The organism is Bacillus cereus group sp. TH152-1LC, assembly GCF_027710505.1.
Lineage (GTDB): Bacteria > Bacillota > Bacilli > Bacillales > Bacillaceae_G > Bacillus_A > Bacillus_A mobilis.
Window position 1 is genome coordinate 911,632 of record NZ_JAQFNK010000001.1, and the last position, 25,666, is coordinate 937,297.

The window sequence follows — 25,666 nt, forward strand, 5'->3', positions numbered from 1 at the left end:
CAAAATAAACTTATTGAAAAAGCATCTGTCTCCAGATGCTTTTTTGTTGTTCTTACCACTAGAATCAAGTGTCTAAATACAAGTATTTTTCAATTTCGGGATATTCTTTGCATGTTTGTAGCATATCTTCTTCAGTAAGAATTTGCACAATGTTCACCCCTTCACCTTGCTCGATGAAAATACTGATTTTCTCATCATTAATAACATAAATGGATAATTCGTATCTTTTCCAATTAATAAAATAACGAATAACTCGAAATGGAATAATCGGAAATGCTTGTTTTTTTAAATCCTCTGTACTTAAATCTAACTTTAATTGCACGTCCTTAGATTTATTATATCTTCTAAGTTCAGGAAAATTTTGCAAGCAAATATTCATAGAAATTCGACCATAAAATGTAACAATTGAAATTTCCTTATTTCCAGTCCATTCATAAATAAACAAAATGTCATTATCTATATATCCATAATCATCTCCTGCAAAGCAGACGCGATTTAAACGAATAAGTTGTTTTATTATGGTTGATAATTCTTCTGCTGTTGCATGAGGACCCACTCTTTTATTCCAACGGATTAAAGCATGTTCGTATATGGAAATTTCTGCATTTTTCAATTTCTTTTTTATAAATTTAGGAATACAATATGTTTTTCTTAAAAAATTCTTCCCGTTCATAATATTTTTTAAGCGAGCGACATCATCTCTAGTGGGTGAACAGTTTGGAATTAGCTCGAAACTCTTACTCCATACTTCCAAATTAATCCCCCCTTACCAATAAATACAATTTATTTATATCATATTTTAGGATTATTTTGGTAAATCCTTTTAAAAAACAAAAGATGTATGTATCGGTACAGAAATAAATTCAGAATATTGCATCCGGGAAAATCATTGCTGAATAAAAAACACCACAAATGCAGTGTTTTAATTTTAATTAGTTTTTAATTGAAGTACATTAATACTTTGTAAAGTCCTTCAAGAGCAAATCTTCCACATATTTGATAAACAACGATAGCAATTAGCGCAGATATATCAATAAATCCAATTGGTGGTATAAAACGTCTAAATAAAGAAAAATACGGTTCTACACATCTAGAAATCAAATCAAATATTTTATTATCTCTTAAGTCCGGCAACCACGAAGTAATAACATAAATTATCATTAAGTAGTAATAAGTTTGGAAAGCAAGATTTCCAACTTTAAATATAATATAATCCATTCAAATCCCTCCTTTGTATGTATCGAATTGAATAAGAATAGAGTTTAGAAAAAACAAAAACCTTCTTATAAACTCGATGTAAATGGTTTATAAGAAGGTATACATGTACTTTATTTCTTTATAAAATTTCATTTCAATTTGAATCCCCTAAAATTATCTTATTTTTCTCTAGTGCAATTTTTACATAACTTATTATTAACTGTCACAGGAATTGCTTTGCCACAATCTAAACAAAATTCATAACAATTATAGCAATACAAATACCCATTGATAAGTTCCATCTCTTCTCTATAGTTGTAATCTTGACAGTTGTAACAATTTTCAAGCTTCATACCTATATCTCCTCTTTAATGAAAAGTCAGCTCATGGATTTAACTTTGAATCATAAAATTCATATAATCTCCAAATATATTCACATGACATTGAAAGCAATAACTTTTAAAATAAAGCAACATCAATTGGGATGTATTTTATGTATAAAGAATTATTTCTTTTATAATACAGCTTAATTTCCGCATAATATGTACCTTTTTCGGGTATCTTTATTTTAACCACTAAAAAGTTTAGCCGATTGAGATGTAACAATAAGTTCACCGTTTTTTAGTAAATGGTAGCATTTATTGTAGTAACTCCTTCATTTCCAAATACTCTTTATAATTCATAAATTTCATTTGGCTCTTTTCTTTTTCACAAACCAAACATTTTTCATTTACTATTACCATGCATCTTGTGTTTTCTTCTTTTGGGTTTCTATTCGTTATAAATGCATGCTCAATATTCGATAAAACATATTGATGTTTATGATTGCTTTTCTTATTATTATGTTTGGTTTTCTTTCGATGTTTTGGAACTTCACTTTCGTAATTATACAAATAAATCACCTCTCCCAAGTTGCTTACATACTATATATACTATGATAAGATTTTGTGTGAAAATTTTTCTGCTTTTTAAATTGTTAACGACCTACAAGATTTAATGAAATAAAAAAAGGTTCTTCTCAAAGTTTTTCAACTTCGAACAAAGAACCTTCTAAGATACCATGATTTTTTTTTTGAAAAAAACGTTCCATAAATTGAAACAATACTTTTTTTTGCGAAATTGAATACTGGAAGATACTCGATGAAATATTCTTAAATTCCCCTTCTTCCATCATAATATTCAAGTCCCATAAAATTTTCTTGTTAGATACAAACTTCACATAACATATATATTTGTTTAAAATCTTTTTTACATCAAAATTACGAATTTCACTTTCTTTTAAAAGCCTGTAAGTATCATCTTCAATGTATACAGCATAATAGAGTCGTAACTCGCTTTCGTGAATTTCCTTTTCAAGAAATGGTAGCCACTCGCGATTTAATTCTTGTATTAATGCATTACTATTTGCTTCTATCATATATATCTTCCTTTTTCCTATACCTGATAATTAGTAATAAAACAGCTTCGCACGTTTCATTTAATATATATTAATTTCATTATAGAGGAAGCAGAAAGAACATGCTTCTATTAATTTTTTCCATCTCTTTATCTAATTTTATAAAACTATTTTTTTCTTCGTAATGCCCTTTCAATATCTTCCCAAGGAAAGGCATTTAAACAATAAAAAAGAGCATCTCCTTCGTATGTTGTTACTTCAAATGACTCTCCAGAACTTTTATCATTTATATAAACTATCCAATACGATTTTGAAGAAGGTAAAAAAGGTCTACTTAAACTTTTGAACAATCGAATAGACGCACCTTCTACTTTTCCAGAAACACTAAGAATAGAAGAAGATATCACATCGGAAAATTCCATATGAAGTAAGACATCGTAAAAAATTGGGTCTTCAAATAAAAAAACCATCTTGTTTTGCTCTATGTGTTTATTCCACTGCTTATGTAATAATGCAATATCATCCGAAGTGGGATTACTTATAGATTCCATCATAATATATATCTCCTTAACTAAAAATCCTATATGGGTCCAAACTTTCGAGTTTTTTTCTACTATTGTTATTTTTAAAATAAATACCTTCTCGATTAGATATAGGATTAGAGCGCTCCCCGGAGAATATCATTAAAGGGAAACACTTATATTGTGAGGTGAATAACTTTGAAAAAATGGTATGTAGGTGTAGATATTGGCGGCACTACAATCAAATTAGCATTTATAGATACAATGGGTAACATTATGAATAAATGGGAAATACCAACGAACATCCATGATAATGGTTTACATATTGTTCCGGATATTTGGAATTCAATTTTAAATAAACTATCTGAATTACATGAAAAGAAAGAGTTGTTATTAGGTATTGGTGTAGGTGCTCCTGGATTCATCAATATGGATACAGGATTTATATACCAAGCAATAAATATTGGCTGGTATAACTACCCTTTACGTGAAGAATTAGAAAAAATATCAGGTATTCCTGTAAAGGTAGACAATGATGCAAATTTAGCAGGGGCAGGAGAACTATGGACAGGTTCAGCTAAAGGAATGAATGATGTATTGTTTGTAACGCTTGGAACAGGTGTTGGAGGCGGCATTATTATCGATGGAAAAATTGTTCATGGAAAATTAGGAATGGGTGGAGAAGTCGGTCATATCACAGCTGATTACGATGAGAAATTCAAATGTAATTGCGGTAAAAAAGGATGTTTAGAAACTCTTGTTTCAGCAACAGGAATCGTCCGATTAACTATGGAAAAACTAGAAAAATATCCTAAATCGGTTTTACATGACACAATAAGCGGCAATCAATCATTAACAACAAAAATAATTTTTGATGCTTACAAAATACAGGATGCATTAGCTGTTGACGTTGTATATGATGTTTCTAAGTATTTAGGTATTGCTATCGCAAATCTTGCGAACATATTAAATCCTGAATGTATTGTAATTGGTGGTGGTGTTTCGAAAGCAGGAGATTTATTATTAACACCTGTAAAAACAGTATTCCAAAAACATGCTCTTCCTAGAATCAAGGAGAATACAGATATACGTATAGCTTCTCTCGGAAATGATGCAGGAGTAATAGGTTGTGCATGGTTAATTAAAAATAGTTTAAAATAACCTTTCACTCTCCACGTTTTAGGTACAGTAAATAGAAATATAAAAAAGCAGAGGTATGTCCCTCTGCTTTTTTATATTGATTAAGTAATCGAGATGTAATGCGTTTTTAAATATAGTTATGACCCTATACACCTGTTGGAATAGGAACACTATTGTTAGTAGTGTTTTTTGTTTTTGAATTTATAATATAAAAATCACCTAGTCCATTTCTCTCTACAAATATGTTATTAGTATTAAATGTTTTTACAGGTAATGAATCGCTTGGTTTAGTGAAAACAACAGGTTGATTAAAGTCAGCAGAAAAAGTCAGCCAATTTGATTTAACTGCATTTCCATTTGAAGTTCCCTCTACCTTACAAGTATATTCGAAGTTTTTACCTGCGATACTATACGATGTCCCTGTAACATTATAGTTTTTAGTTCCTTCTGGTGTCTCACAAGTTACAGCTCCACTACTAAGCGACTTGTTCCATTTCAAGTCAATTTTATTTGCGTTTACAGAGTCTCGGCTGCCGCTTAATGTAAAATTAACTTTCCTTTTATCTATATTATTCACTTTTAACATTTGTATGGCAGTTTGATTCCCACTTTCACTTATAATAGATAGAGTTCCATTATCTGTAATTGTCGCATTACATGGTTTCGAAGAACAAGAATAAGTTTTGTATTCTTTTTTATAACTAAGAGTTCCTGTTCCATTCAATTGCAGTGTTACGTCTTGATTAGTGGGTGTTACTATGTTTCCTGAATAAGAAGGTATAGCCAAGAAAGTGATATTACCTGTGTTATTGCCTACACCATCTTTAATTTGGATATAAGTAGGTATAGTTGTTAAATTATTAATAAAATAATGCGATGGGTTTTCTATATCCCTTGTAAGAGCTGCCCCCGTATTCATTAACACTGAAGAGATTCCAGAATAATCCGATGTTCTTACATGTATCTGGTACTTGTTATTTTCATCTTTTATCAAAGCTAAAGAATCAATTGTAGGTGCAGTTTTATCTATATTTGTAACAGTTACAGTATGTTGCGTTGTTCTTCCTATGCCATCTTCAATGATAAATTTATAATCACCATTCTGAGTTGCAACATATGATGTATTTGGTTGCGTAACTACAGTTCCGTTTGGAAGAGTGATTTTTTTTATTCCAGAATCTACATCACCAGCATCTATATAAATAGTAACACTTTGATTTGTTGTTGTATCTGGGTCTATTTTAGAAGACCAAACAAATGGAATATTTTCATCTATATTAGTAATCGTAATTGACTTTGAAGTTATAACCCCTAAATTGTTCTCAAAATCAAAAGCATATGTTCCATTTTTATTAACGGTGTAAAGAGCAGAAGAACCAGCTGTATATGTTCCATCTGGCTTTTTAATACGTTTCATTCCATCAGCATCAGCACCGACTGCACTAATCGTAAGAGATGTAGTCCAACCTGTTGTACTTGGAGTTAATGTTGTTGTAGTAGCAGCTTCTACCACGTTACTATGTTTAAAATATGGATTGTAGCTAAAACATGAAAGTAAGACCGTTGAAACCAGAAGAACCTTGGCTGTTTTTTTGACGATTGACATAAACACACCTCCCTTTTATTCATTATCTTTTTCTTAATAGCACATTTTCAAATGACGTGCTTAATTTCGCGTATATTTTAATACATTTTTTTTGATTACTAGTCAAATATTTTAATGATTTTAATTAAAAATGAGATAAAAAATAAGACCACGAAAAAATCGAGGTCTTGCTTAACTTATAATGTTTAACGTTGTTATCTTATAAACTACTTTTTTCTTGAAGTAACAAATCCTATAACAAATAAAACCAGGATACTAATTACCCAAACGTACCAATAGTCAACAAACAAACTCCATTTTTGTAAAGTGATGTTCCAAAGACGTTCGAAAAAATCCATAATACTTCCTCCATATTGTTCAGCATGTCTTGGTTATTTCTTAACAAAGTATGCCTTAAGTCTTTGATATTTGATAAATACATTTAAAATACGATACGTGAAATTAATTTAAAAATTTCCTTTTTGTAGCATAGCTCGAATCCTTGTTCTTTGTGACAAAAGAAAGAAAAAAGAAGCCATTTTGAATGACTTCTTCATTTACTGATATATTTATCTATTATAGATATCGAATGAATCCTGTGCTTTACTTGTCCATGTATTCATCTATTATAGATATAACCTTTTCTCGAAACTCATTATCTTCGCTCTGGCTCTGTTTAGGTTGGCTTCTTATAACGATTGCACCATTCTCGTAACTTATGTAAACATAGTCGCCTTCGCCAAGATTCATTCTCTTCAGCATATCTTGTGGAAGCGTGATTCCTCCCATAGCATTACCGACCCTTCTTAACTTGCGTTTGATTTCCATAATAACCTCGCACTCCCTTAATAAAGAAATAGAGTGGAAATAATCCACTCCACTCCTTCATTATACCACAAGTGGCAATTACTTCTGAACGTCCACTAAGTTCGTGTCGATTGCATCAATATTAGCTGGTTGAGCATCTTTAGCTTTTTCTTTCTCAGCCTCTACTACTTTACCATGTTTTTCAACCTCAGTATTTGCCTTTTTAACTTCGCCTTCTAATCCGTTTACAAGTTCATCAGTTTTTACTGCATCCTTTGCAACTTCATCAAGGATTGCGTTTAGAGCTTTGATTTTAGCGTAAGCTCCGTTAAGTTCAACTACTTTTGCATTGTAGTCTTCAGTCTTTTTATCAAGTGCTTTTTTAGTTGCTTCTAATTGCTTTTTAGTTGCTTCTAACTCTTTCTTAATTGATTCTTGTTCTTTTTTAGCCGCTTCTAGTTCGGCTTTCTTAGCTTCTAATTCTTTTTTAGATTTATCTAGTTCAGCTTTGAATTCTGATTTAGCTTTTTCTAGTTCAGCTTTGAATTCCGCTTTAGATTTTTCTAACTCAGCTTTGTATTCTGATTTAGCTTTTTCTAGTTCAGCTTGATGTTCTTTATTAGCTTTTTCTAATTCAGCTACTTTTGCATTGTAATCAGCAGTCTTTTTATCAAGTGCTTTTTGAGTTTCTGCTAATGCATTGTTAGTTTCTTCTAGCGCTTTGCTAGTTTTTTCTAACTCTCCGTTCACTCTATCTAACTCTTTATTAGTTTCGCTTTGTTCTTTATTAGCTTTTTCTAATTCAGATTGTAAACCTTTAACTTGTCCATCAAGGTCACTAGCAGTTTTTTCAAGTTCAGCTTTCTTAGTTTCTAATTCAGAAATAGCTTTCTTTTGGTCTGAAATCACACCGTTAGCAGTTACGATTTTGCCATTAGCATCCACTTTTAAAGTATCAATCTTGCTAATTAATTTATTTTCATTATCTTTGAAAATCACTAAACGTTGTGAGAAATCTTTAGCTGTGTTTTCAACATCTTGAAGAGTAGGAACACCATTAAATAATAGTCCTAAACCTCCTAATGTAACTACTCCACCTGCTAAAACTGACTTAAAAATCGCTGATTTAAAAACTACCATCCTTAATCAAATCCCCTTTGTATATATATTTTTATAGCGGTGGATTAAATTATCCAACTGCTATTACATTCATTATGTTATTACAAAGTAATTACTTTGTAAATACCTTTTTCAAAAAAAATCCAGAATATTTTAAGGAGCAATAAAAAATATTCGAAATACAATGCGGGAAATTAGTTCATAATTCCCCTTTTTGTAACATAGCTCGAATAGTTGTAAGATGTTTGCAATACACTTTAGCAGGATATAAAGGGCTATCATTACCTACATTATGAGTGATTTTAGAATTCCCTGTAGATAAAAGCGCTTCTCGTGACTCTTTATGTTGTGTATATTTGCACTTTTGCGCTTCAAAAATTAATTGATGATGTTCTTTTGTTCCTGCTTTAATTTTTCTGCCATTAAAATAAACAAATGTAGTTGGTTTCGAATAGTTCTTAGCATAGATTCCAAACGTTTGAAATATATGATTTTGCATTTCTTCACCAGAACGCTTAACCCCCTGGTAAAATCCCTCTATAGAATGACACTTTCTTCCTTCTATTATAAATTCGCTGTAAGCTAAGTTACTTATTTGTCTTTCTGTCTGATTATTAGATTTAAATGAAGCGTTTATAGCCATCAGAATTCTCTTCTTTCTTAATTAAAAAAGCCAATTTAACATTGGTCATACATTAATTGTAATGTTTTAAAAAAGGCGGATAACAGGATTTGAACCTGTAAGTCTTTTAGACATCAGATTTTAAATCTGATACGTTTACCGTTCCGTTATATCCACAGGATTCATATAATCTTATGTATTTATTAGTTTACTACTTAAACATTACATTTTTCTCATTCCCTTCTTGAATTCATAAATTAGTTTCTGGATTTAATATCATTTTTATTTTTCACTCCGATTTAGGTTTAATGATATTCGGAACAACTGGTTTACTCATCCAATGTTCATCTGTTTGGACATGATTCTTTCTCACAAACTTTGCTACAGCATATTTAAAATCATCATAATGAAAACTATCAGCTAAACGAATTACATAACCCTCTTGTACCCCGCCAAGTAATGACTTTTTGGTATAACAAGATTTGATTTTTTCTTCATCAAATATGCCTCTGTACAATACAGGAACCGTTTGTAATTCTAATAATTCAGCCCATTCTACAGTTTCATCCCATGATAGACATTTATTTTCATCCGTCCAAATTGAAAATAAATAGAAATAGCTCATTAATTCCTGGTAGTAGATTGAATGCATCGCAAATGCGTTTTCGCCACAAATTCTCCAATTTTCAGGTATTTGATAACCTATGGTAGCTTGTAACATTTTAACCCAATGACGAGATGGGTGGTCTTTGCTATCGATTGAACGAGCATGTGTAAAATCACGATAAATTGAAGTGTTTTCACCATCAATTTTTTCGGTTACAACCACTTCTTTTCCGATAAAATGGTCAACATTACGTAATACTCTATCATCATCTGTTTTACTTCTTGACCAAGGAAGATGATGGGTTTTTGGATATTTTTTCTTCATATTATTCTACCTCACTTAGCAAATCTATCAGCTTCACTGAAGAAATATAGTTTCCATAACATTTCATCGCCTAACAAATGATAAATTTCAGTTGCTCCTTCGTCTCCTCCGTAAGTAATCTTCATATGCATTTCAACGAGATTAACTACTTGAGTAACGAACTCCTCTTCAAAACCTAATTCTGTTAGAAAATGACATGCTAATTGAGCTGAAACCCTTTCGTGTCCAAAATAGGAATAATGCCCTTTTGTTTTCTTAAAAGTTTTAGTAGCTGGTTTTCCTGTGTCGTGAAATAATGCTGCAATTTGCATAATTAATTTATCTTCTTCTTGATAATATTCGTTTACATATTCTAAAACACCATAAGTATGTTGGCATAGAGTCATAGAATGATATGGATTTTCTTGATTAAATTCATACATATCTCCAAACACTGGAATGTGTTTTAATTTCGAAAACAATTCTTCATAAGAAACTTCATTTGAAAGAAGAGAAATGAATTCTTCCTTTGTAATGTCATAAGAATTTTCTTCGTGGACAATATGAACTTCATCCCATCCTTCTTTTAACATGGGGAAATCTAAGTTTTTCTGCATTCTACGCATAATAAATTCTTGTACTTTCCGTTTTCTGCTTTTGTTTCGTTCTAAACATACTTCATATGGTGTGCTGAAGTAATAACACTCTTTTTGAGTAGCACTCGCACTAAGCTTCTTTAAAGCTTTCATTCGTCTAGCTCGTTCAATATTTGTAGCATCAATAATGACGTTTTTCCCTTCTGATAACAGCATTTCTGCTCTTTTATACAGAATAGAAAAAATTAATCCTGTTTTTTTCTGTCTCGACTGGTCAAAAAGAAACTCCCCTCTCAATTCATCAGTTGAGAGAATAATAGCCCGTTCTTTTTTAGCGATTTCTTTTGCATGTATGCTTTTTCCGCTACCAGGAATCCCGATTAAGTAAATTAATTTACTCATATGAATTCCTCCCTTTCTTTTGTGAAAATTGGTGGAAAGAGTGGGATTCGAACCCACATTACACTTAGCAGAGGACATTATATTCAATCAATATTGCATTTAAATATCCCTACTATCTTTCCATATTAAAAAGCGCGAGCCTTTTAGATTTAAATGCTCGCGCTTAATCATTACAAACACTTAGGATAGGTATTCTTTTACGATTCTTGAAACTAGGCTGCCATCAGCACGACCAGCTACTTCAGTTTGCATAAGTTGCATAACATCTTTCATTTTCGCTGTCTTTTCAACATTTAACTTGATTAGGATATCGTGCACTTCTTCTTCAGAAAGTTGCTTTGGTAAATATACTTCAATTACTGCTATTTTGAGTTTTTCTGATTCTACAATATCCTGACGATTAGCTTTTTCGGCTATTTGCAAAGCTTCTTTTGTTTGTTTTAGTTCTTTGCGAACGATAGCAATTTCTTCTTCTTTTGTAAGTTCTCTTTTATTTTCTTTTTCTGAATTGCTTATACCCGCACGAATCAAGATAATGACATTTTTCTTTACAGTATCTTTTTCTTTCATAGCTTGTTTTAAGTCATTCATAAGTTGTTCTTTTAATTTAGACATTTAAAGTCCCTCTTTTCTCTATTTAATATAATTATTGAAAAAATCATAGTTTCTGATTTTTATCATCAATCCAACCCGTTGAATCGCATTGTCCCACTGTGCACAAATTATTGGACCAAGATGTGTATCTCAATGTACCATCGCTGCCCTTTTCCATTTCAGGGAAATATTCATGTCCATGTGAACAAACATGACGAACAGGAATAGGGAAAGAATTTGATGTTTCTATTCCACCTGTTTTCATGATTTCCAATGCTTTTTTCAAAGAATGATATGCGGATGATAATCCTGCTCTATCATCAAGTAAAATGTTGTAATAAATCTTTTTTCCTTTAAAAGGAACAAAATCAGGAGATTCGTTGATATCATCAAATGGAATATCATTGCTCTTTAGATATTGAATCATTTCTGGAAAATCTTCATCTGCTTTTGCGGTAAATACAACTAAATGAGCTCCGTATTGTTTGCATTCTCTTAATAGTTCAATGACATGATGATAAGTATGTCCTTCTTTGTGAAAGTCATAAACTGTATTATCAAAATCGAATGCAATAATCAATTTCCCATGTGTACGCCACTCTTTTACTAATCTAGCAATTACATTTGAATCATTTAAATAAAAATCCATAATATGATACCTACCTATCTGTTCGTTTTAATTATTTAAATTGGATTTAATACAAACACAAAGTCATAGCAATAGGGTTTGAACCTATTCAGAGATTAATATCTCTTTCAACCAGACATGACCACAATCTTCATATAAAAAGGATAGGAGATTTGAACTCCTGTCGACTATTCATATGTTGCTAACGGGTCAGTCCTGCTATTATGTATAAAAATTGAAGTTTTATTATTACCAGAAGAAACTTATATATATTTTTCCCAAGGAAAAGATGAAAATAATTGAAACCCTTTGTCTTCAGTGGAATAAACAATTCTAGAAAGAAGTTTTTCATTCTTTGAAACTTCAACTCTCCACTGTAATTCTCTTTTAATAACCGTTACATATGTGTAGATACAAATTTCCTTATCCTGAAAGTTTCCAAGAATTTTATAGCGGTTAATTCCAAAACTTTTATCTTCTATAAATTTAATATAAGTTATTTTACAATTCATTAGAATGTCTGCGATGGATGATTCGTTAATAAATATTGATTCTTCAAGAAATAAAACCAATAGTTTATATTTTTCTAAATGGTTTTGCCATGCTACATTTAATCTATTCATATCTTTTACTACCACAAAAACCACCCTTTCTATACAACTAATGAATGTTTTTATCATACACAATTAGAAAGGTGAATTGTTTAAAATAAAGATTTATTTTGCGGAATAGAATATTTTTTTGATTTATTGGCTCTTATCAAAAGGTAAAATAACACGATTATTTTTAGTTACATATTTTTTATATAACATTTATATAAAATGTATATACGCACCATGTACTCGTTATATGTTTCTTATATACATATTTTCCGTCTCACTTTATTTAATATTAATGAGTTTCATTCTTTAAAAAAGAGCCTATATAATTCGCTCCCAAATGTTACGGAAAACAAGAAATTTGCAAAGGTATATACCTTCTTTTATTCTTTTCTTTAATAGAAGTAAAAAATTTGGTGCCGATGATAGGATTTGAACCTACAACCTTTCGCTTACAAGGCGACTGCTCTAGCCATTGAGCTACACCGGCAAATTTGGTGGAACTGGTGGGATTTGAACCCACGACCTCTTGCTTGCAAAGCAAACGCTCTCCCAACTAAGCTACAATCCCAATTTGGTTGCTGCGCTCTGGAATTGAACCAGATTTATAAGGTTTATGAGACCTCGTGAGATTCCAACCTCCCGCCAGCTATAATATGGTCGGAATGACAGGATTTGAACCTGCGACCCCTTGGTCCCAAACCAAGAGCTCTACCAAGCTGAGCTACATTCCGTTAAAGAGTGTTAGGTAAGGATTTGCACCTTACCTGTATAGCATGTTGTGACGTATCTTGGTTATATTTTTACACGTTTTTTTATTAACGCTCCAAGTACGTATCTACCCTTACACTTCATAAGCGTTTACCTCTTCCGCCACTAACACATAAATTTAATTTATTTAGTATGCTTATTTGCATAAGTAGAAGCTACAAAAGAATATGGTTTGATTTTTGGTACTAATCCCATAGACCTAATTCTAGATTCCATTTCCCTTACAAGAACTCTAGTAGCATTTCTTTCTTTATCTCCTACATCTATATGACCTTCCATTGTGAAGGTGGAACGACTTTGAGATGATAAGACAGACAGTAACTCATCTATCAACTCAGGCGTAAACATATATGCAATCATTTCTGTTAAAGTTGTTTCATAGGAAATCTTTTCGCGCAAACTTTTCATTTTTCTAGGTACATTCTCTGTTCGAATGCAACCCCATGCACCTTTCCCTTTTCGTATAATAACAATCCCCGTTACAAAAGAAATATGTTTTTTATGTGCCTGAGAATCCGTACCTATAGCTAAACGGTATTCCCCATCTGGATTTGACTTCATAAAGTCTTTGATTGTATAAAAAATTTCATCAAAATCCATATTTTTTTCAGAAATACAGTTAAACCTAAGATTCTGAATTTGATATTGGTCTTCTATCTTCTTAAATAACATGACACCTCACCGTTTCCCCTTTCATGGAACAAAATTTCAAACGATAAATATTGATATATTTGGTGGCGGTGAGAGGATTTGAACCTCCGACTTTTGCCTTATGAGGGCAACGCTCTAACCAACTGAGCTACACCGCCGAAATGAATAATCTAAAATTTTAGATGGTAGCGTGTAGGGGAATTGAACCCCTGATTCAGCCTTGAAAGGGCTGCGTCTTGACCACTTGACCAACACGCCATATTTGATATTGGTGCCGAGGGCGGGATTCGAACCCGCACGTCACAAAGACGGGGGATTTTAAGTCCCCTGTGTCTGCCGTTCCACCACCCCGACATATTGGTGCGCCCGGAAGGATTTGAACCTTCGACCCATCGATTAAAAGTCGATTGCTCTACCACTGAGCTACGAGCGCATAGGTTACAAGTTTGAGAACTTGTTAGCCTGCTATAAGATATTGAGACAATACAGATAATAGATATTTATTGGAACAATGCTCTACTCCAACTTTAACTTTATTTTTTCGATAAGAAAGACACTCGTTTGGATTTAACATCATTCTTTCTAAATTCGGAAATTCATTTGAGAGTCTTTCAGCTAACCAATCTCCAGCATCATCCGGGTCAGTAAGTAAGAATACTTTATCGCAATTCAACATTGCCTTATTTACGTCCATCACGACTCGTTTGTCAAATCTAGTTCCTTTCGTAACAACAACATAAGCTGTCGGATATACACTAAGCAGTTTTAATTCATCATGAAACCCCTCTACTACAAATCCCATATTTCATTATAAACATCCCCTTTATTTACTAATAATGCCGAGAGCGGGACTTGAACCCGCACGCCACTAGGACACTAGATTCTAAATCTAGCACGTCTGCCATTCCGTCATCCCGGCATGATTTTTGGAGCGATGTACGGGAGTCGAACCCGTTACTTCTGCTTGGAAGGCAGAGATTTTACCATTAAACTAACATCGCATGGCGGGGATAGTAGGACTCGAACCCACAACATCCTCATCCGTAGTGAGGTGCTCTATCCAATTGAGCTATATCCCCAAGCTTATTATATTTTGGCAGGGGCACCAGGAATTGAACCCAGACCGATGGTTTTGGAGACCATTGTTCTACCTTTAAACTATACCCCTATGGTCGGAATGACAGGACTTGAACCTGCGACCCCTGCATCCCAAATGCAGCGCTCTAATCCAAACTGAGCTACATTCCGTTAATGGTGGGAGTGGTGTGATTCGAACACACTAAGTACAAGACAGTGAATTTACAGTTCACCGCGAATCTCCCGCTTCGCTGCACTCCCATTATGGCTGCCCAACCTGGACTCGAACCAGGGATACAGGAGTCAAAGTCCTGTGCCTTACCAACTTGGCTATTGGGCAATAATTATTATTATTCGTTAGTATCAATTTGCAAATAAAATACTCATATATTTGTTCGCAATCTTCTCTCTTTGTTTCTAAAATTATATATTGATAATTAAAGAGAAACGGAAGGTAAGGGAATCGAACCCTTGCATCCAATTAAGGATGACCTCGCATTAGCAGTGCGGCACTTTACCAACTCAGTCAACCTTCCATATTTGGTGGTCTTGATTGGACTTGAACCAATGACCTACGCCTTATCAAGACGTTGCTCTAACCAACTGAGCTACAAGACCCTGGCGGAGGAAGAGGGATTCGAACCCTCGCACCGTTTCCGACCTAGCGGTTTTCAAGACCGCCCCCTTTTATCCACTTGGGTACTCCTCCATTAATGGTCGGCAATACTGGACTTGAACCAGTGACCTCTTCCTTGTAAGGGAAGCATTCTACTCTTCTGAACTAATTGCCGTTTTATTTGGCGGTCCTGACGGGATTTGAACCCGCGACCTTCTGCGTGACAGGCAGACGAGCACTCCATGCTGCTCCACAAGACCATACATCTTACATTATTAAATTTGGCGGAGAGTGAGGGATTTGAACCCCCGCTACGTTACTCACGTAGTCATCGACTTTCGAGGTCGCACTAATACCAGACTCTAGCAACTCTCCATTTTTTGATACTGGTGAAAGGATTTGAACCTTCACGAGCACATACGTCTCAGGAGATTTTAAGTCTCCAGCGTCTGCCATTCCGCCACACCAGCATAATTATTATGTGAGTAGAACAGTTAACACCTCACAGCCATCATTCAAAGCGACCTTTAGCAGACTAATCATTCGCTTTTACTTTAATGCCCTAATTTGTTTGCACAAAGTCTGCCCCACTTGGTCCTCGTGCAAAGTTGCCAACTTCCTAATTAGGAGTACCTTAAGGATTTTTTTATGGCACCTGTTCTAAAGAGAGTAAATAGCGATACTTGTAACCAACTCGTAGGAAAGGAATCGAACCCTCCATCTGCACCTACTATTTACTTTATTTCTAGTGGTCTTAATAGGTTTCGAACCTATGACCTCACCCTTATCAGGGGTGTGCTCTACCAACTGAGCTATAAGACCGTATGGCTGCCCAACCTGGACTCGAACCAGGGATACAGGAGTCAAAGTCCTGTGCCTTACCAACTTGGCTATTGGGCAATATGGTGGACAGAAGTGGTAACGAGCCACTCTCTAAGGATTTTCAGTCCTTCGCTAATCCATCTCAGCTATCTGTCCATTTATTATGGCGGAAGGTGTGGGGTTCGAACCCACGGAGGAGCTTTCGCCCCCTCTACGTGATTTCCAATCACGCCTCTTAACCACTTGAGTAACCTTCCATTTTGGGGACGGATTCAGGATTTGAACCTGATACGCAACATTCATCCATAATTACTTTGATAGAGTCTATCTAGAAAACTCTTATCATTTCGATATAGCAGGGAATTGAACCCCTATCTTGCTTTTATCAAATAGTCCTTACCATAGGACCTTATCCATCCATAATTGGGGAGACTAGTGGGAATCGAACCCACTTAAACGGAGTCACAATCCGCCGCGTTGCCATTACGCCATAGCCTCAATTGAATTTACTAATAGTTTCTAATAAATCCAATTCAAACTACGTGTTTTGTTAATTTAATCCCCAATATGTAAAGAAAATCTTATTGTCAAAGAACAAAGAAATCTATTTAAATCTTTTAAAACTATGTTTATTTATTTTTTGGAGCACCCGACAGGATTCGAACCTGCGATGGTAGATTTATCTACAAGGGATTTGCAGTCCCACCCGTTCAGCCACTTCGGTACGGATGCATATATTTTGGGGTGAATGACAGGATTCGAACCGGCGACCTCCAGAGCCACAATCTGGCGCTCTAACCAACTGAGCTACACCCACCATATTGGTGCGGTCAGAGAGATTCGAACTCTCACGTCCCAATGGACAACGGGCTCTCAACCCGTAGCGTCTGCCGTTCCGCCATGACCGCATTATTTCAATTTCGATACGTGAAATTAATAAAATCTTGTTTTTCCGAAACAGAAGAATAAAATTGAACCGAATATCGTTAGGCTGAACCCTAATCTATCAGGTGTTAAACCACTTCCAAAGCAACAGAAAAAGGCTACAAGAAATTTCTTCTCGTAGCCTTTTTGCTTACAATGAACCTGTATTTTCAAGTTCAAATTGTCATTGAGTTTTAAATATGATAGCAGTAGGAAGCCTTCTTTGGATGTGCCAAAATAAGATACTTCTTACCCTTGTATCATGTACTCAATGTCCCCCTTCCATGTTGATATTTTTCTGGATTTGGGGTAGCAAAAAGACTACTTCTATCTTCAATTTTCCCATACGGTGTATGGCAAAGTGCAGGTACGAACAGCTGGTGTTCTCCTGATAAATCATATTGTCGTGACCAAATTGTTTCAATACTCATTAGTTTTTTCATTTGCCAATACACCTCCCTTAGAAAAATTTAAATTTAATAACGATTGTAAATGAAAGTTTCAATTCATAAAATGTATTTTCACTATATATTACTTTTTAAAATCATGCAAGTATTTTTTTAAATATTTTAAATTTTCATTATCATTACTTGCTATAGTTTTCAGAAGTTTTTCGAATATCCTTTTTTATTTTTATTTTTTTGATTAAAATTAGAAAAGGCTACAAGAAATTTCTTCTCGTAGCCTTTTTGCTTACAATGAACCTGTATTTTCAAGTTCAAATTGTCATTGAGTTTTGAATATGATGGTAGTAGGAATCCTTATTTGAATGTGCCAAAATAAGATACTTCTTACCCTTGTATCATGTACTCAATGTCCCCCTTCCACATTGATATTCCTGTGGTTTAGAGGTAGCAAAAAGACTACTTCTATCTTCAATTTTCCCGTGCGGTGCATGGCAAAGTGCAGGTGCGAACAGCTGTTGTTCTCCTGATAAATCATATTGTTGTGACCAAATTGTTTCAATACTCATTAACTTTTTCATTTGCCAATACACCTCCCTTAGAAAAATTTAAATTTAATATATGATTATGGCTTAAAAGTTGTAATTCATAAATTTACGCTTACTATACATTACTTAGAAACATAATGCAAGTAACTTTTTATAATATTTTAAATTTTCTTTAAAATACCTTGTTGTATTATATATTCACAACGCTTTTTGAAATTCCTTTTTTAAAATATAAAAAACTACAAGAATTTTTTCTCGTAGTCTCTTGCGCGGATAAGTTCAATTAAACTTCCCTATATGTGATTAGGTTTTATTCAAGCAATTACTTGAATAATAAATCATATAAAGTTGAATGAAATGTTACTATTCATAAGTTATTACATTCGTTTTATATTAACCTAGTTCACGTTCCCCTCCTTCGATACTTCTGGAGAGTAAGCAAAAAGACCACTTGGATGTTGTGTATGACAAAATGCAGGAGCAATTGTATAAAGCTGCTCTGATAACCCTAGTTCAATTGACCATTTATGACTAATTACTAAGTCTTTCATTTTGTAATACACCTCCATTTAAAATTTAAAGTAAGAATTGGTTTCATTAGCAATAATTTCTAATTCTTGTTTTCAATATATTCTACGTTTATAAAAAATGCAACTATTTTTTTCATTTTTTATTTTTCTTATGAATTATATTTTGTAAATACTTTTATATAATCCTTTTTTTATTTAGCAATTTTTAAAAATTATTTTTAATACTTTTCTCTTAAAAGTTATTGTTAATTATACTATCGATAACTTTTTTAAATCCTTTAGCTTTTTTTATAAATTTTAAAAAATTTTAAAACGAGTATATAACATCTAAATATTTAATTTTAATAATTTCATTCCCTTACAAGAAGTCATGGTATAATTTTAGAAAAAGGAGAATTCGCATGAACACTTGGGGTAACTGGATTCATCCAAGAGAACAAGGACAAATTTATTTCTCTTCGGTTGAAAGAATGAATCAACTATTTGATTTAGCAGAGGAAAAAGCTAAAGATTGGTATGCTACAGAGGCAAGATACTATTTTAATCATAATACTGAATCTAGTATTGCTATGGATGCAAGATTCAACTTAAGAAATCAACCTCCAACAGAAGCAGAATTAAAATTTATGTATGACATTGTACATAATTATCTACCCTGTAAAGATACAAAAATCACTTTAGGTTGGTTACGACAACAATTTAATATTAATTTATTTGACCCATTCACCGAAAAAAAATATATCGATAAAATTTTAAGAAGTCTTCATGATACTTCTACTATCGTAGAGATGAGTTCTATTTTCGACATAAAAAAAACAGATAGATTAGAAGGAGACAGAGAATTAGCGTGGATGTGGAAAACCGTTGAAACAGATGGTTCGGAGTTTGAAATGGCTTATGATGAAGTAATACACCGTCTAAAAGAACTAATTACGGATAATGACGAAAATGTAGTTTTATATAAAACTTACTTAAAACGACTATATGATGTAAAAGAAAAAATGGCTGACGAGGTAATAGAACGCAAACTAAATCATAAAAAAAGATTAAATCATCAATTTCATCAGGAGGCATTAAACGATAGTGGAGAATATGGTTTTATTTATCAATACATGGATGAAGAAGATAAAAAAACAGTTCGTCATTTTTTGATTCACGCACAGCACATTAAAACTCCAATGGTGTACGCAACTAAAAATGCCACATATTATATTCATTACCAGGGAGAAAAAGTAGTTGGTAAAAGCGCCTATAAATACGAACCAGTTAAAGAACGACATTTTACTGTAGACATTCAAACAGCAAATAAAAAAATTGAGGGAATAGAACTACTAGTGGTTCCTGAATTGGTAACAGGAAAAGCAACTTTTAAAAGTGAAACAAAACCAGGAGAAGTATTTAGTTCTAAAGTATACCATCCTAAATATAAGAAAGTAGTTCGTGTAAAAAAAGGTCTATATTCAGGAAAATACTATCTATATTTAGATTATCCTAAATACACCGACAAAGATGGTCTTTTAGTTTATAAGAATCAAGAACTCTTTGCTGAAGACGACAGTGATACTTCTTCCAAAACCGTTGAAGTGTTGCTTAAATTAATTTCTAAAGCTCATAATAGAAAACAGACAAAGAAAAATATGTAGAGTTGCTGTTGATACAGCAACTTTTTTTCATTGTTTACTTTTCTTCATCTTCTTAGATATTAACATCTGACTAAAAAACAAGATTAATATTCACTTTGTTTTCATTAATTTTTCCAACAGAAAAAAATTCACGGATATAAACTTGACTGTTATTATAAAAAGATAATGAAGATTCGACATTCCCCCACCTATCGATGCAGATTGTGGAGCGGATTCACTGGAAATGATAAAAGCAGAGGTGTACACATGAATTTACTAAATTATACAAATTGCAATTTAAATAAAGGAACAGAGTATACGGATTACTTTCAATTAAGCTATGTAGAAGAAAGTGGTTACAAACAATACGCTTATTTCCAAACGATATATAATCCAAAAGATAAGAAAATTACAATAAAAAAATCAGATACCTTTGGACCCATTAGACATCACTTTGAAGACGAAGAAGAATTCAATGAATTATATGAACACCTTATAAAGAAATACAAAGAAAGAATGGATTACATCTATTCTTTTTACGATAAGGTATATGCATTCTTGTTAGAAAGTCACATTGAATTGAATCCTATTAGTATACAGGATATTAACGGACAAAAAGTACGATTTTTAATAAAAACTTACAATGAATCATATGACTTTAACATTGAAATTTGCCTAAAAAACGGAGAAGAATTAAACCATTTCAATATCCATCCAGCAGATGATTCTTATTTTATAAGTTTTGATGCAGTTTCTGATTATCCAAACATTCAAGCAGCTGCTAAAAAAATAATAGAAGAAAGCGATTTTCGTTTAAAACTATTATTGGATGAATAATTAAACAGGTGAAATCCAAAAAACATCCATAACAAAAACGAGCCTCTCTTATTGAGAAGCTCGTTTTTATGTTTTATTTAAAAAGCTCTAGTCTTTTTATATCTTTTATATAACAACAGGGTTTAAAAACAGAAGAAAAATTAGCCTCTTCTTCCTCCCCTACCGCCTCGTTTGGTATCTGTATTACGTTTAAGGCTAGTTAGGTTTTCTTCACTACTCTTTAAGAATTTCGCCATTTTATCTTCAAAACTTTCTTCTGTTTTGACAGTTCTCTTTTGGCGATTGTCTTTAGAACGATTATCAAATCTTCCTTGACGTGGTGGGCGTTGAGAAAAAGAAGTATTTTTTCTTTCTGGTTTATCTATTGTTTTTTTAATGGATAAGGCGATTTTTCCGTCTGTCTTACTAAGAACTTTTACTTCGATTTGGTCGCCTACTTTAAGGTGATTATTGATATCCTCTACATAGCTATCAGCTACTTCACTGATATGAACAAGACCTGTTGAACCTTCTGGCAATTCTACGAATGCTCCAAACTTAGTAATACCTGTTACTTTACCTTGTACCTTATTTCCTACTTCAATTGACATAAAAAATGTTCCCCCTAAGTAATGTTAACACAAATTGATTATAGCAAATCGAGAAGAATAATACTAATTCTGTACTTGTTTCTATAAAATTATTCAATTGCACCAATTTGTTTTAGTTTTTTCACGTTTTCCATATGATTAGTTTCAGCATTTGGTATGTATTGCATTACTTCTCTTTCATATGGACTGCGATTGATAATTACTATCGTCGCTAAATCTTTGCTTACATAACCACCTTCAATCATTGCATAGGTATAACCTAATTCTTTTAATTTACTGTGGTCAAATTCTGCTTTAATCATTACAGTTTCCATTTCTATTTCCCTCTCTGATTAAGCCAATATAAGCTACTGTTCTTTATCTAATTATGATTATAGTATTTTTCAGTTCATTTTTGTTAAAAGACAGCATTTTTTTTGAAATCACGTAAAAAAGAAGCCTAATACTGTATTAGGCTCCTAGTAAACACTTACCTTCCAAGTAAAAAACTATGATATCTATTACTTGTTGTGGCGTTTTATCTCTATTCTTTGTGGGAATCATCCAAAACTTATGAGATTCTAAGTTTACGATAATATACCAAGCATACTTCTGAGTTTGAATTTTGTACATTTTACAAAATAAATTTGTTTGGATTACTTTAAACTCTTCACCTTTGAGGTTTTTTTTCGCTTTCTTTTCTGCCCGTTTAAATATATCAACCATATAAGCAGATTCATTTTCTAATTGACCCTCTTCGATTCTATTTTCAATTTCACAATAATTATATTCCAAATTTATTTTATAAGGATTGATTTTTAAATGATTTTTAACCAGATTAGAAAAATGTGTTCTAGGTGGTTTTAAAAGATTAGGCATTTTCATTTGCTCTTTAATATAATCAAGTATTTCTAACATAACGCCTTTTTTAAAATCAAATCGTTTTTGGGGAATCTGTTTGCCTTCAACAAAAAGAAAAGATTCTCTTGGGATAATTTTAAATAGAGTATTTTCAAAATAATAATTCTGTCTTTCTATCCTAAATAAACCTTTTTGCTGATTGTAATCATACGAGTCCATGAAAAAGGTCGGTTCACTGATTCTAACTTCAGTTAATTCAGAATGAAATGTCAGCATGTTAGAAAGATATGTTATTTGTTCTTCTCCCAAATAACCATACACATTAGATAAATTAATATGCTCACAATCTAATATCTTACTATATTCAGTACAGTTAAAAAAATCTAGTTCAATCAAAAATTGTTCCAATTTACTTGTCAGGTTATTATCTGCGTTGTATACATCGATAAAAAGATATTCGTTTTTCAACTTAGCGTACTCCAACCAAAAAGTAATTATATGATTAAACACTTCTTTGTATATCTGAAGATTACAAGGATTTTCAAGTACATTATTTTCTGGAAAAGAAAATTGTAAAAACATTGTTTTTTTCAGTTTCTCTACATTTTTAGCTTCTATTGCAAATCTACATTCCGATTTTTGTTCTTTATTATCTTTCTCACTAAAATATTTAACGATGACTTTTTTTGAAGATACATGTACAAATAGTTGTTCATGAGCCTGTAAGTATATATTTTCCAATTCTTTTATACGAAAAATAAAATTCTTCTTTAATTGTGAAATTGCATTCACACTCATTCCCTCCTTCGCAAAGAAAATCCAAGTTCTATAACATATGTAATTCTGTTCTTTTAAGGAAATCGTTTTTTGTCGAAACTCGTCGAAAACCCTTGATAACATTGGACTTTTTCAATATCGTGCAATCTTTTTCTATATTTTAAACTAAAAAATATAAACCCTTAAAAATTTCATATGTTTTTTCTTAAATTCAAAAAAAGAAATCTAAGAAAAAAAAGAGAAAAAATTTCTCTTTTTAAAAACTGAATCTCTTTTCATGAAGATACTCAATAATAGCTTGTTCATAGAATACAATCATCTTTAAATCTCTCATACTGGCATATGTTTTAATTTCTGTGAAAAATTCTTTGTCTACTTCGAAATTATATGCTTTCTTTTGGATGCTTTCCGCATTTACATCAATCAATGCCCCGTTTACTTGGTCCTTTGTAACTATTTCATCTTCTTTATATTTTTTCATGAATATTGTTAATGCTTCTTTAAATACATCATTTTTTTTAAGGTCTTGTTGACTACAATAAGTTTTCAACATACGATGCAACATGGATGGTAGTTTTGTATTAATTTTTTTGTATTCATGAAGTCTCTCTTGTTTTGTTTTCTTTTTTTCAACTTGGCTTGGTCTATTGAATTCTTGAAAAAAATCATCAGAGTCATCGACAACTTTAGTTTCTAGGACAAAACCGCGTTCTTCTTCTGAATCTATATTCAAATCAAATGAATCATCATCAACAAAGGTATTCATTGACCATAAATCTTCCTGTTTTTTTACCATTTTATGCCCTCTCTTTCACTTCAGCATTTTTATTTGTATAACCCATTCTTTGTAAAATTTCATCAGTTAAATTATTGTAATCCTGCAATGCATCTCTTTCTGGCTTATTTCTCTTTTCAGGATATCCTTCGGCTGCATAACGTTTTAAAGCAGCTTTTCTTTTAATAACCGTTTCAAATACCAAATCAGAATATGTATTTCTAATAGTTGAAATTACTTTTTTCTCTAGTGTAGAACGTGAATCTAGCATTCCTACAGAAATCCCTAATATTTTAGTTTTAACTCCATAGTCTTTTTGTAATTTTTGAATGTCATGTATGTACTGCGGAACCATTTGCATAGAGAAAAACTCAGATTGCGTCATAATAATATGATGGCTTGCAGCTGACATAACAGAAGTATTTAATGGAGACGTAGATGGAGACATATCCATTATTACAAAGTCATAAGCTTGCGATTTATAAATATCAAACAACAAACCCTTTATGAATAAGTGACGGTCCTTCATGTTCTTCTTATTCATTAAAGTTTCAAATTGGTTGACTCCTTTGCTTCCAGGAACATAATGTAGTTTTTCATTTAGTTCAACAATGTTTTCTTTTAAATTTTCATCACGCATAGCCTTGAATATATTTTGTTCCTTAAAAATCTGGTCCGATATCTGCTTATTGGTTAAAAAGGTTGTACCATTCATTTGGCTATCAAAATCTAAAAATAACACTTTAAATCCACGTTCACTTAATGTTCTCGCCAATAATGTATTTTGATACGTTTTACCGATTCCACCCTTATAAAGAGCGCTTAGAATAATTTTCATTTCAAACTCCCCTTTTAAAAATAAAAACTTCTTTTGAATATAAGAAGGTTTCTTTATTTACTCTAATGTTGTTTTCTTTTGTACAATTCATTTTTAGAGGTAAAATCACTTCAAATAAATTTAAGAAGTTTTTTATGCATTTCAAGACGATTATTCAAAAGAAAAAACCCTGCAATATTCGCAGAGTTTTATGTTTTTAATTTAAATTTCAATTCTGTCCATGACCTTAGTAAATTCATCTATCAATTCGCCTGTAATTGTATCTGTAATTTTAATAAGAATTCCATTACCCTTAAAACTGGATTCTACTTGATAAGACTCTTTAACAAGCTTTTGCATCGATTCAGATTCCTTTTGTAAATATGTTTTTTGTCTTTTCGCGTTTTCAACTTCACACTTATCCAGTAGCTCGAAGTCATTAAAAACTTTTTGAATCGATAATTCTTGTGATTCTGTGATACCAAATATTTCTGTGAATTTTTTATTATTTCGAATTTCAATTTCCCCGGTAGGAGTATCAATATAATCAAGAAAAGGACTTAAAAACCAGTTTATTTCTGTATTCTTATTACAATCTGGAGATGCTCCCATTGTTTCTGAGATTCCATTCAATGAAATAGTTAAATCAAATTCATCTACTACATATGATTCGCTATAATAACCCTCGATTTGTCTCTTAAAAGTCGCCTTTTCAAAAATAAATTTCTTGAGAATAAATTCGAAATTTTCGTCTCCAGAATCTATGAGTATTTGCAACTTGTTTTCTTCAATGAATTCTTGCCATTGCTTATTTAAACCATCAACAAAACTCATTTCTACTACCTCGTTTGCTTTCTTGTTTTCTGTTAAAGTCTGCATATTTAAAACTCCCTTATGATTATTTTTAGTATATTGTAAAACAGTTTTTTAACATAGGTGAAAGAAATAC

The 25,666-nt window shown here is 32.3% G+C and carries 29 protein-coding genes and 31 tRNA genes; 3 read left to right on the forward strand and 57 right to left on the reverse strand.

Translation table 11 applies throughout. From position 1 onward, the window contains the following. Nucleotides 1–64 precede the first annotated feature (64 nt). From PDL00_RS04845 to PDL00_RS04865, 5 genes are all read right to left on the reverse strand, one after another. Nucleotides 65–754, reverse strand: a complete 690-nt coding sequence (locus PDL00_RS04845; RefSeq protein WP_270727033.1) for a hypothetical protein — start codon at nt 752–754, stop codon at nt 65–67. 185 nt (nt 755–939) lie between these two features. Continuing rightward, a complete protein-coding gene (locus tag PDL00_RS04850) occupies nt 940–1,218 on the reverse strand; it encodes a YggT family protein (protein ID WP_270727035.1) in 279 nt (92 codons plus the stop codon). A gap of 617 nt (nt 1,219–1,835) precedes the next feature. Beyond that, on the reverse strand, nt 1,836–2,090 hold the full coding sequence (locus PDL00_RS04855) for a hypothetical protein (protein WP_098879075.1): 255 nt from the start codon (nt 2,088–2,090) through the stop codon (nt 1,836–1,838). Nucleotides 2,091–2,215: 125 nt separating this feature from the next. Further along, entirely contained in the window at nt 2,216–2,614 is a 399-nt protein-coding gene (locus PDL00_RS04860) for a hypothetical protein (RefSeq protein ID WP_270727038.1), read from the reverse strand. A gap of 146 nt (nt 2,615–2,760) precedes the next feature. After that, on the reverse strand, nt 2,761–3,147 hold the full coding sequence (locus tag PDL00_RS04865; RefSeq protein ID WP_270727040.1) for a hypothetical protein: 387 nt from the start codon (nt 3,145–3,147) through the stop codon (nt 2,761–2,763). 165 nt (nt 3,148–3,312) lie between these two features. Here PDL00_RS04865 and PDL00_RS04870 point away from each other — a divergent pair, with 165 nt between their 5' ends. After that, complete coding sequence (locus PDL00_RS04870; protein ID WP_270727043.1) at nt 3,313–4,275, forward strand: ROK family glucokinase; 963 nt, start codon at nt 3,313–3,315, stop codon at nt 4,273–4,275. A gap of 124 nt (nt 4,276–4,399) precedes the next feature. Here PDL00_RS04870 and PDL00_RS04875 read toward each other — a convergent pair whose 3' ends face one another. The 46 genes from PDL00_RS04875 to PDL00_RS05100 form a co-directional block, all read right to left on the reverse strand. Continuing rightward, nucleotides 4,400–5,860, reverse strand: coding sequence for a hypothetical protein (locus tag PDL00_RS04875; protein ID WP_270727046.1), 1,461 nt, complete (start codon nt 5,858–5,860; stop codon nt 4,400–4,402). A gap of 206 nt (nt 5,861–6,066) precedes the next feature. Next, nucleotides 6,067–6,198, reverse strand: coding sequence for a hypothetical protein (locus PDL00_RS04880; RefSeq protein WP_270727048.1), 132 nt, complete (start codon nt 6,196–6,198; stop codon nt 6,067–6,069). A 244-nt stretch (nt 6,199–6,442) separates the two neighbouring features. Continuing rightward, nucleotides 6,443–6,667 (reverse strand): AbrB/MazE/SpoVT family DNA-binding domain-containing protein, encoded by a 225-nt coding sequence (locus tag PDL00_RS04885; protein WP_270727051.1) that lies wholly within the window; start codon nt 6,665–6,667, stop codon nt 6,443–6,445. 78 nt (nt 6,668–6,745) lie between these two features. Continuing rightward, entirely contained in the window at nt 6,746–7,786 is a 1,041-nt protein-coding gene (locus tag PDL00_RS04890) for a hypothetical protein (RefSeq protein ID WP_270727055.1), read from the reverse strand. Between the two features lie 178 nt (nt 7,787–7,964). Continuing rightward, a complete protein-coding gene (locus tag PDL00_RS04895; RefSeq protein ID WP_270727058.1) occupies nt 7,965–8,408 on the reverse strand; it encodes a hypothetical protein in 444 nt (147 codons plus the stop codon). A gap of 74 nt (nt 8,409–8,482) precedes the next feature. Beyond that, a tRNA-Leu gene (locus tag PDL00_RS04900) sits at nt 8,483–8,564 on the reverse strand. Nucleotides 8,565–8,676: 112 nt separating this feature from the next. After that, nucleotides 8,677–9,318: an RNA ligase family protein gene (locus PDL00_RS04905; protein WP_270727062.1), complete on the reverse strand. Its 642-nt coding sequence runs from the start codon at nt 9,316–9,318 to the stop codon at nt 8,677–8,679. 11 nt (nt 9,319–9,329) lie between these two features. Beyond that, the gene (locus tag PDL00_RS04910; RefSeq protein WP_270727066.1) at nt 9,330–10,295 is read right to left on the reverse strand and encodes an AAA family ATPase; all 966 of its coding nucleotides are present in this window, start codon (nt 10,293–10,295) and stop codon (nt 9,330–9,332) included. A 29-nt stretch (nt 10,296–10,324) separates the two neighbouring features. Next, nucleotides 10,325–10,417 (reverse strand) — tRNA-OTHER (locus PDL00_RS04915). Nucleotides 10,418–10,475: 58 nt separating this feature from the next. Next, nucleotides 10,476–10,910: a GatB/YqeY domain-containing protein gene (locus PDL00_RS04920; RefSeq protein WP_270727069.1), complete on the reverse strand. Its 435-nt coding sequence runs from the start codon at nt 10,908–10,910 to the stop codon at nt 10,476–10,478. A 43-nt stretch (nt 10,911–10,953) separates the two neighbouring features. Further along, on the reverse strand, nt 10,954–11,538 hold the full coding sequence (locus PDL00_RS04925; protein ID WP_270727071.1) for a hypothetical protein: 585 nt from the start codon (nt 11,536–11,538) through the stop codon (nt 10,954–10,956). A 242-nt stretch (nt 11,539–11,780) separates the two neighbouring features. Beyond that, entirely contained in the window at nt 11,781–12,155 is a 375-nt protein-coding gene (locus PDL00_RS04930; protein ID WP_270727073.1) for a hypothetical protein, read from the reverse strand. A 375-nt stretch (nt 12,156–12,530) separates the two neighbouring features. Next, nucleotides 12,531–12,606, reverse strand: a tRNA-Thr gene (locus tag PDL00_RS04935). A 5-nt stretch (nt 12,607–12,611) separates the two neighbouring features. Next, nucleotides 12,612–12,687: transfer RNA gene (locus PDL00_RS04940), tRNA-Ala, on the reverse strand. Between the two features lie 86 nt (nt 12,688–12,773). Then, a tRNA-Pro gene (locus PDL00_RS04945) sits at nt 12,774–12,850 on the reverse strand. A gap of 160 nt (nt 12,851–13,010) precedes the next feature. Continuing rightward, the gene (locus PDL00_RS04950; protein WP_180229199.1) at nt 13,011–13,559 is read right to left on the reverse strand and encodes a ribonuclease H-like YkuK family protein; all 549 of its coding nucleotides are present in this window, start codon (nt 13,557–13,559) and stop codon (nt 13,011–13,013) included. A 60-nt stretch (nt 13,560–13,619) separates the two neighbouring features. Next, nucleotides 13,620–13,696, reverse strand: a tRNA-Met gene (locus PDL00_RS04955). Between the two features lie 25 nt (nt 13,697–13,721). Next, a tRNA-Glu gene (locus PDL00_RS04960) sits at nt 13,722–13,796 on the reverse strand. Between the two features lie 11 nt (nt 13,797–13,807). Continuing rightward, nucleotides 13,808–13,892: transfer RNA gene (locus PDL00_RS04965), tRNA-Leu, on the reverse strand. 4 nt (nt 13,893–13,896) lie between these two features. Continuing rightward, a tRNA-Lys gene (locus PDL00_RS04970) sits at nt 13,897–13,971 on the reverse strand. Between the two features lie 24 nt (nt 13,972–13,995). Next, a complete protein-coding gene (locus tag PDL00_RS04975) occupies nt 13,996–14,340 on the reverse strand; it encodes a toprim domain-containing protein (RefSeq protein WP_270727076.1) in 345 nt (114 codons plus the stop codon). A 35-nt stretch (nt 14,341–14,375) separates the two neighbouring features. After that, a tRNA-Leu gene (locus tag PDL00_RS04980) sits at nt 14,376–14,457 on the reverse strand. Between the two features lie 8 nt (nt 14,458–14,465). After that, nucleotides 14,466–14,539 (reverse strand) — tRNA-Gly (locus PDL00_RS04985). A gap of 1 nt (nt 14,540) precedes the next feature. Then, a tRNA-Arg gene (locus PDL00_RS04990) sits at nt 14,541–14,617 on the reverse strand. Between the two features lie 15 nt (nt 14,618–14,632). Then, nucleotides 14,633–14,706: transfer RNA gene (locus tag PDL00_RS04995), tRNA-Trp, on the reverse strand. 1 nt (nt 14,707) lies between these two features. Further along, nucleotides 14,708–14,786: transfer RNA gene (locus PDL00_RS05000), tRNA-Pro, on the reverse strand. Nucleotides 14,787–14,790: 4 nt separating this feature from the next. Then, a tRNA-Tyr gene (locus PDL00_RS05005) sits at nt 14,791–14,876 on the reverse strand. A 4-nt stretch (nt 14,877–14,880) separates the two neighbouring features. Continuing rightward, nucleotides 14,881–14,955 (reverse strand) — tRNA-Gln (locus PDL00_RS05010). A 108-nt stretch (nt 14,956–15,063) separates the two neighbouring features. Then, nucleotides 15,064–15,151, reverse strand: a tRNA-Ser gene (locus tag PDL00_RS05015). Between the two features lie 5 nt (nt 15,152–15,156). Then, nucleotides 15,157–15,233: transfer RNA gene (locus tag PDL00_RS05020), tRNA-Ile, on the reverse strand. A 1-nt stretch (nt 15,234) separates the two neighbouring features. Then, nucleotides 15,235–15,324: transfer RNA gene (locus tag PDL00_RS05025), tRNA-Ser, on the reverse strand. Nucleotides 15,325–15,329: 5 nt separating this feature from the next. Further along, nucleotides 15,330–15,406: transfer RNA gene (locus PDL00_RS05030), tRNA-Val, on the reverse strand. A gap of 7 nt (nt 15,407–15,413) precedes the next feature. Next, nucleotides 15,414–15,491: transfer RNA gene (locus PDL00_RS05035), tRNA-Asp, on the reverse strand. A gap of 22 nt (nt 15,492–15,513) precedes the next feature. Then, nucleotides 15,514–15,606: transfer RNA gene (locus PDL00_RS05040), tRNA-Ser, on the reverse strand. A 9-nt stretch (nt 15,607–15,615) separates the two neighbouring features. Then, nucleotides 15,616–15,701: transfer RNA gene (locus tag PDL00_RS05045), tRNA-Leu, on the reverse strand. Nucleotides 15,702–15,980: 279 nt separating this feature from the next. Then, nucleotides 15,981–16,053: transfer RNA gene (locus PDL00_RS05050), tRNA-Ile, on the reverse strand. A gap of 3 nt (nt 16,054–16,056) precedes the next feature. Beyond that, nucleotides 16,057–16,131, reverse strand: a tRNA-Gln gene (locus tag PDL00_RS05055). Between the two features lie 3 nt (nt 16,132–16,134). Beyond that, a tRNA-Phe gene (locus PDL00_RS05060) sits at nt 16,135–16,209 on the reverse strand. Between the two features lie 8 nt (nt 16,210–16,217). Beyond that, a tRNA-Ser gene (locus tag PDL00_RS05065) sits at nt 16,218–16,310 on the reverse strand. Nucleotides 16,311–16,477: 167 nt separating this feature from the next. Further along, nucleotides 16,478–16,551: transfer RNA gene (locus tag PDL00_RS05070), tRNA-His, on the reverse strand. Between the two features lie 143 nt (nt 16,552–16,694). Beyond that, a tRNA-Cys gene (locus PDL00_RS05075) sits at nt 16,695–16,785 on the reverse strand. 8 nt (nt 16,786–16,793) lie between these two features. Beyond that, nucleotides 16,794–16,870: transfer RNA gene (locus PDL00_RS05080), tRNA-His, on the reverse strand. A gap of 5 nt (nt 16,871–16,875) precedes the next feature. Continuing rightward, nucleotides 16,876–16,961: transfer RNA gene (locus PDL00_RS05085), tRNA-Leu, on the reverse strand. A gap of 276 nt (nt 16,962–17,237) precedes the next feature. Further along, nucleotides 17,238–17,420 (reverse strand): hypothetical protein, encoded by a 183-nt coding sequence (locus PDL00_RS05090; RefSeq protein ID WP_270727079.1) that lies wholly within the window; start codon nt 17,418–17,420, stop codon nt 17,238–17,240. Between the two features lie 359 nt (nt 17,421–17,779). Next, nucleotides 17,780–17,962: a hypothetical protein gene (locus PDL00_RS05095; protein ID WP_270727081.1), complete on the reverse strand. Its 183-nt coding sequence runs from the start codon at nt 17,960–17,962 to the stop codon at nt 17,780–17,782. Between the two features lie 365 nt (nt 17,963–18,327). Then, nucleotides 18,328–18,480, reverse strand: coding sequence for a hypothetical protein (locus PDL00_RS05100; protein WP_270727084.1), 153 nt, complete (start codon nt 18,478–18,480; stop codon nt 18,328–18,330). A gap of 380 nt (nt 18,481–18,860) precedes the next feature. Here PDL00_RS05100 and PDL00_RS05105 point away from each other — a divergent pair, with 380 nt between their 5' ends. Together PDL00_RS05105 and PDL00_RS05110 are read left to right on the forward strand one after the other, a co-directional pair. Further along, on the forward strand, nt 18,861–20,102 hold the full coding sequence (locus tag PDL00_RS05105; RefSeq protein WP_270727087.1) for a hypothetical protein: 1,242 nt from the start codon (nt 18,861–18,863) through the stop codon (nt 20,100–20,102). Nucleotides 20,103–20,348: 246 nt separating this feature from the next. Then, complete coding sequence (locus tag PDL00_RS05110) at nt 20,349–20,918, forward strand: hypothetical protein (RefSeq protein ID WP_270727089.1); 570 nt, start codon at nt 20,349–20,351, stop codon at nt 20,916–20,918. A gap of 140 nt (nt 20,919–21,058) precedes the next feature. On the opposite strand, the gene PDL00_RS05115 is transcribed toward PDL00_RS05110, so the two are convergent. The 6 genes from PDL00_RS05115 to PDL00_RS05140 all read right to left on the reverse strand — a co-directional run bounded on the left by PDL00_RS05115 (nt 21,059) and on the right by PDL00_RS05140 (nt 25,596). Then, nucleotides 21,059–21,508: a S1 domain-containing RNA-binding protein gene (locus tag PDL00_RS05115; RefSeq protein ID WP_270727091.1), complete on the reverse strand. Its 450-nt coding sequence runs from the start codon at nt 21,506–21,508 to the stop codon at nt 21,059–21,061. An 89-nt stretch (nt 21,509–21,597) separates the two neighbouring features. Further along, the gene (locus tag PDL00_RS05120) at nt 21,598–21,822 is read right to left on the reverse strand and encodes a hypothetical protein (RefSeq protein WP_270727094.1); all 225 of its coding nucleotides are present in this window, start codon (nt 21,820–21,822) and stop codon (nt 21,598–21,600) included. 136 nt (nt 21,823–21,958) lie between these two features. Beyond that, a complete protein-coding gene (locus tag PDL00_RS05125) occupies nt 21,959–23,140 on the reverse strand; it encodes a hypothetical protein (RefSeq protein WP_270727096.1) in 1,182 nt (393 codons plus the stop codon). Between the two features lie 241 nt (nt 23,141–23,381). Further along, on the reverse strand, nt 23,382–23,921 hold the full coding sequence (locus PDL00_RS05130; protein ID WP_270727099.1) for a hypothetical protein: 540 nt from the start codon (nt 23,919–23,921) through the stop codon (nt 23,382–23,384). Between the two features lies 1 nt (nt 23,922). Continuing rightward, nucleotides 23,923–24,738, reverse strand: a complete 816-nt coding sequence (locus PDL00_RS05135; RefSeq protein ID WP_270727101.1) for a ParA family protein — start codon at nt 24,736–24,738, stop codon at nt 23,923–23,925. Between the two features lie 201 nt (nt 24,739–24,939). Further along, nucleotides 24,940–25,596 (reverse strand): hypothetical protein, encoded by a 657-nt coding sequence (locus PDL00_RS05140; RefSeq protein ID WP_270727103.1) that lies wholly within the window; start codon nt 25,594–25,596, stop codon nt 24,940–24,942. Nucleotides 25,597–25,666 lie beyond the last annotated feature (70 nt).

Coding starts and splice junctions, on each gene's coding strand:
- PDL00_RS04910 (WP_270727066.1), bottom strand. CDS start 10,295: ATGAGTAAATTAATTTACTTAATCGGGATTCCTGGTAGCGGAAAAAGC.
- PDL00_RS04865 (WP_270727040.1), bottom strand. CDS start 3,147: ATGATGGAATCTATAAGTAATCCCACTTCGGATGATATTGCATTATTA.
- PDL00_RS05110 (WP_270727089.1), top strand. CDS start 20,349: ATGAATTTACTAAATTATACAAATTGCAATTTAAATAAAGGAACAGAG.
- PDL00_RS04850 (WP_270727035.1), bottom strand. CDS start 1,218: ATGGATTATATTATATTTAAAGTTGGAAATCTTGCTTTCCAAACTTAT.
- PDL00_RS04880 (WP_270727048.1), bottom strand. CDS start 6,198: ATGGATTTTTTCGAACGTCTTTGGAACATCACTTTACAAAAATGGAGT.
- PDL00_RS05095 (WP_270727081.1), bottom strand. CDS start 17,962: ATGAAAAAGTTAATGAGTATTGAAACAATTTGGTCACAACAATATGAT.
- PDL00_RS05140 (WP_270727103.1), bottom strand. CDS start 25,596: ATGCAGACTTTAACAGAAAACAAGAAAGCAAACGAGGTAGTAGAAATG.
- PDL00_RS04975 (WP_270727076.1), bottom strand. CDS start 14,340: ATGGGATTTGTAGTAGAGGGGTTTCATGATGAATTAAAACTGCTTAGT.
- PDL00_RS05090 (WP_270727079.1), bottom strand. CDS start 17,420: ATGAAAAAACTAATGAGTATTGAAACAATTTGGTCACGACAATATGAT.
- PDL00_RS05135 (WP_270727101.1), bottom strand. CDS start 24,738: ATGAAAATTATTCTAAGCGCTCTTTATAAGGGTGGAATCGGTAAAACG.
- PDL00_RS04875 (WP_270727046.1), bottom strand. CDS start 5,860: ATGTCAATCGTCAAAAAAACAGCCAAGGTTCTTCTGGTTTCAACGGTC.
- PDL00_RS05105 (WP_270727087.1), top strand. CDS start 18,861: ATGAACACTTGGGGTAACTGGATTCATCCAAGAGAACAAGGACAAATT.
- PDL00_RS05120 (WP_270727094.1), bottom strand. CDS start 21,822: ATGGAAACTGTAATGATTAAAGCAGAATTTGACCACAGTAAATTAAAA.
- PDL00_RS05130 (WP_270727099.1), bottom strand. CDS start 23,921: ATGGTAAAAAAACAGGAAGATTTATGGTCAATGAATACCTTTGTTGAT.
- PDL00_RS04895 (WP_270727058.1), bottom strand. CDS start 8,408: ATGGCTATAAACGCTTCATTTAAATCTAATAATCAGACAGAAAGACAA.
- PDL00_RS04950 (WP_180229199.1), bottom strand. CDS start 13,559: ATGTTATTTAAGAAGATAGAAGACCAATATCAAATTCAGAATCTTAGG.
- PDL00_RS05100 (WP_270727084.1), bottom strand. CDS start 18,480: ATGAAAGACTTAGTAATTAGTCATAAATGGTCAATTGAACTAGGGTTA.
- PDL00_RS04890 (WP_270727055.1), bottom strand. CDS start 7,786: ATGGTAGTTTTTAAATCAGCGATTTTTAAGTCAGTTTTAGCAGGTGGA.
- PDL00_RS04905 (WP_270727062.1), bottom strand. CDS start 9,318: ATGAAGAAAAAATATCCAAAAACCCATCATCTTCCTTGGTCAAGAAGT.
- PDL00_RS05115 (WP_270727091.1), bottom strand. CDS start 21,508: ATGTCAATTGAAGTAGGAAATAAGGTACAAGGTAAAGTAACAGGTATT.
- PDL00_RS04920 (WP_270727069.1), bottom strand. CDS start 10,910: ATGTCTAAATTAAAAGAACAACTTATGAATGACTTAAAACAAGCTATG.
- PDL00_RS04885 (WP_270727051.1), bottom strand. CDS start 6,667: ATGGAAATCAAACGCAAGTTAAGAAGGGTCGGTAATGCTATGGGAGGA.
- PDL00_RS04925 (WP_270727071.1), bottom strand. CDS start 11,538: ATGGATTTTTATTTAAATGATTCAAATGTAATTGCTAGATTAGTAAAA.
- PDL00_RS04860 (WP_270727038.1), bottom strand. CDS start 2,614: ATGATAGAAGCAAATAGTAATGCATTAATACAAGAATTAAATCGCGAG.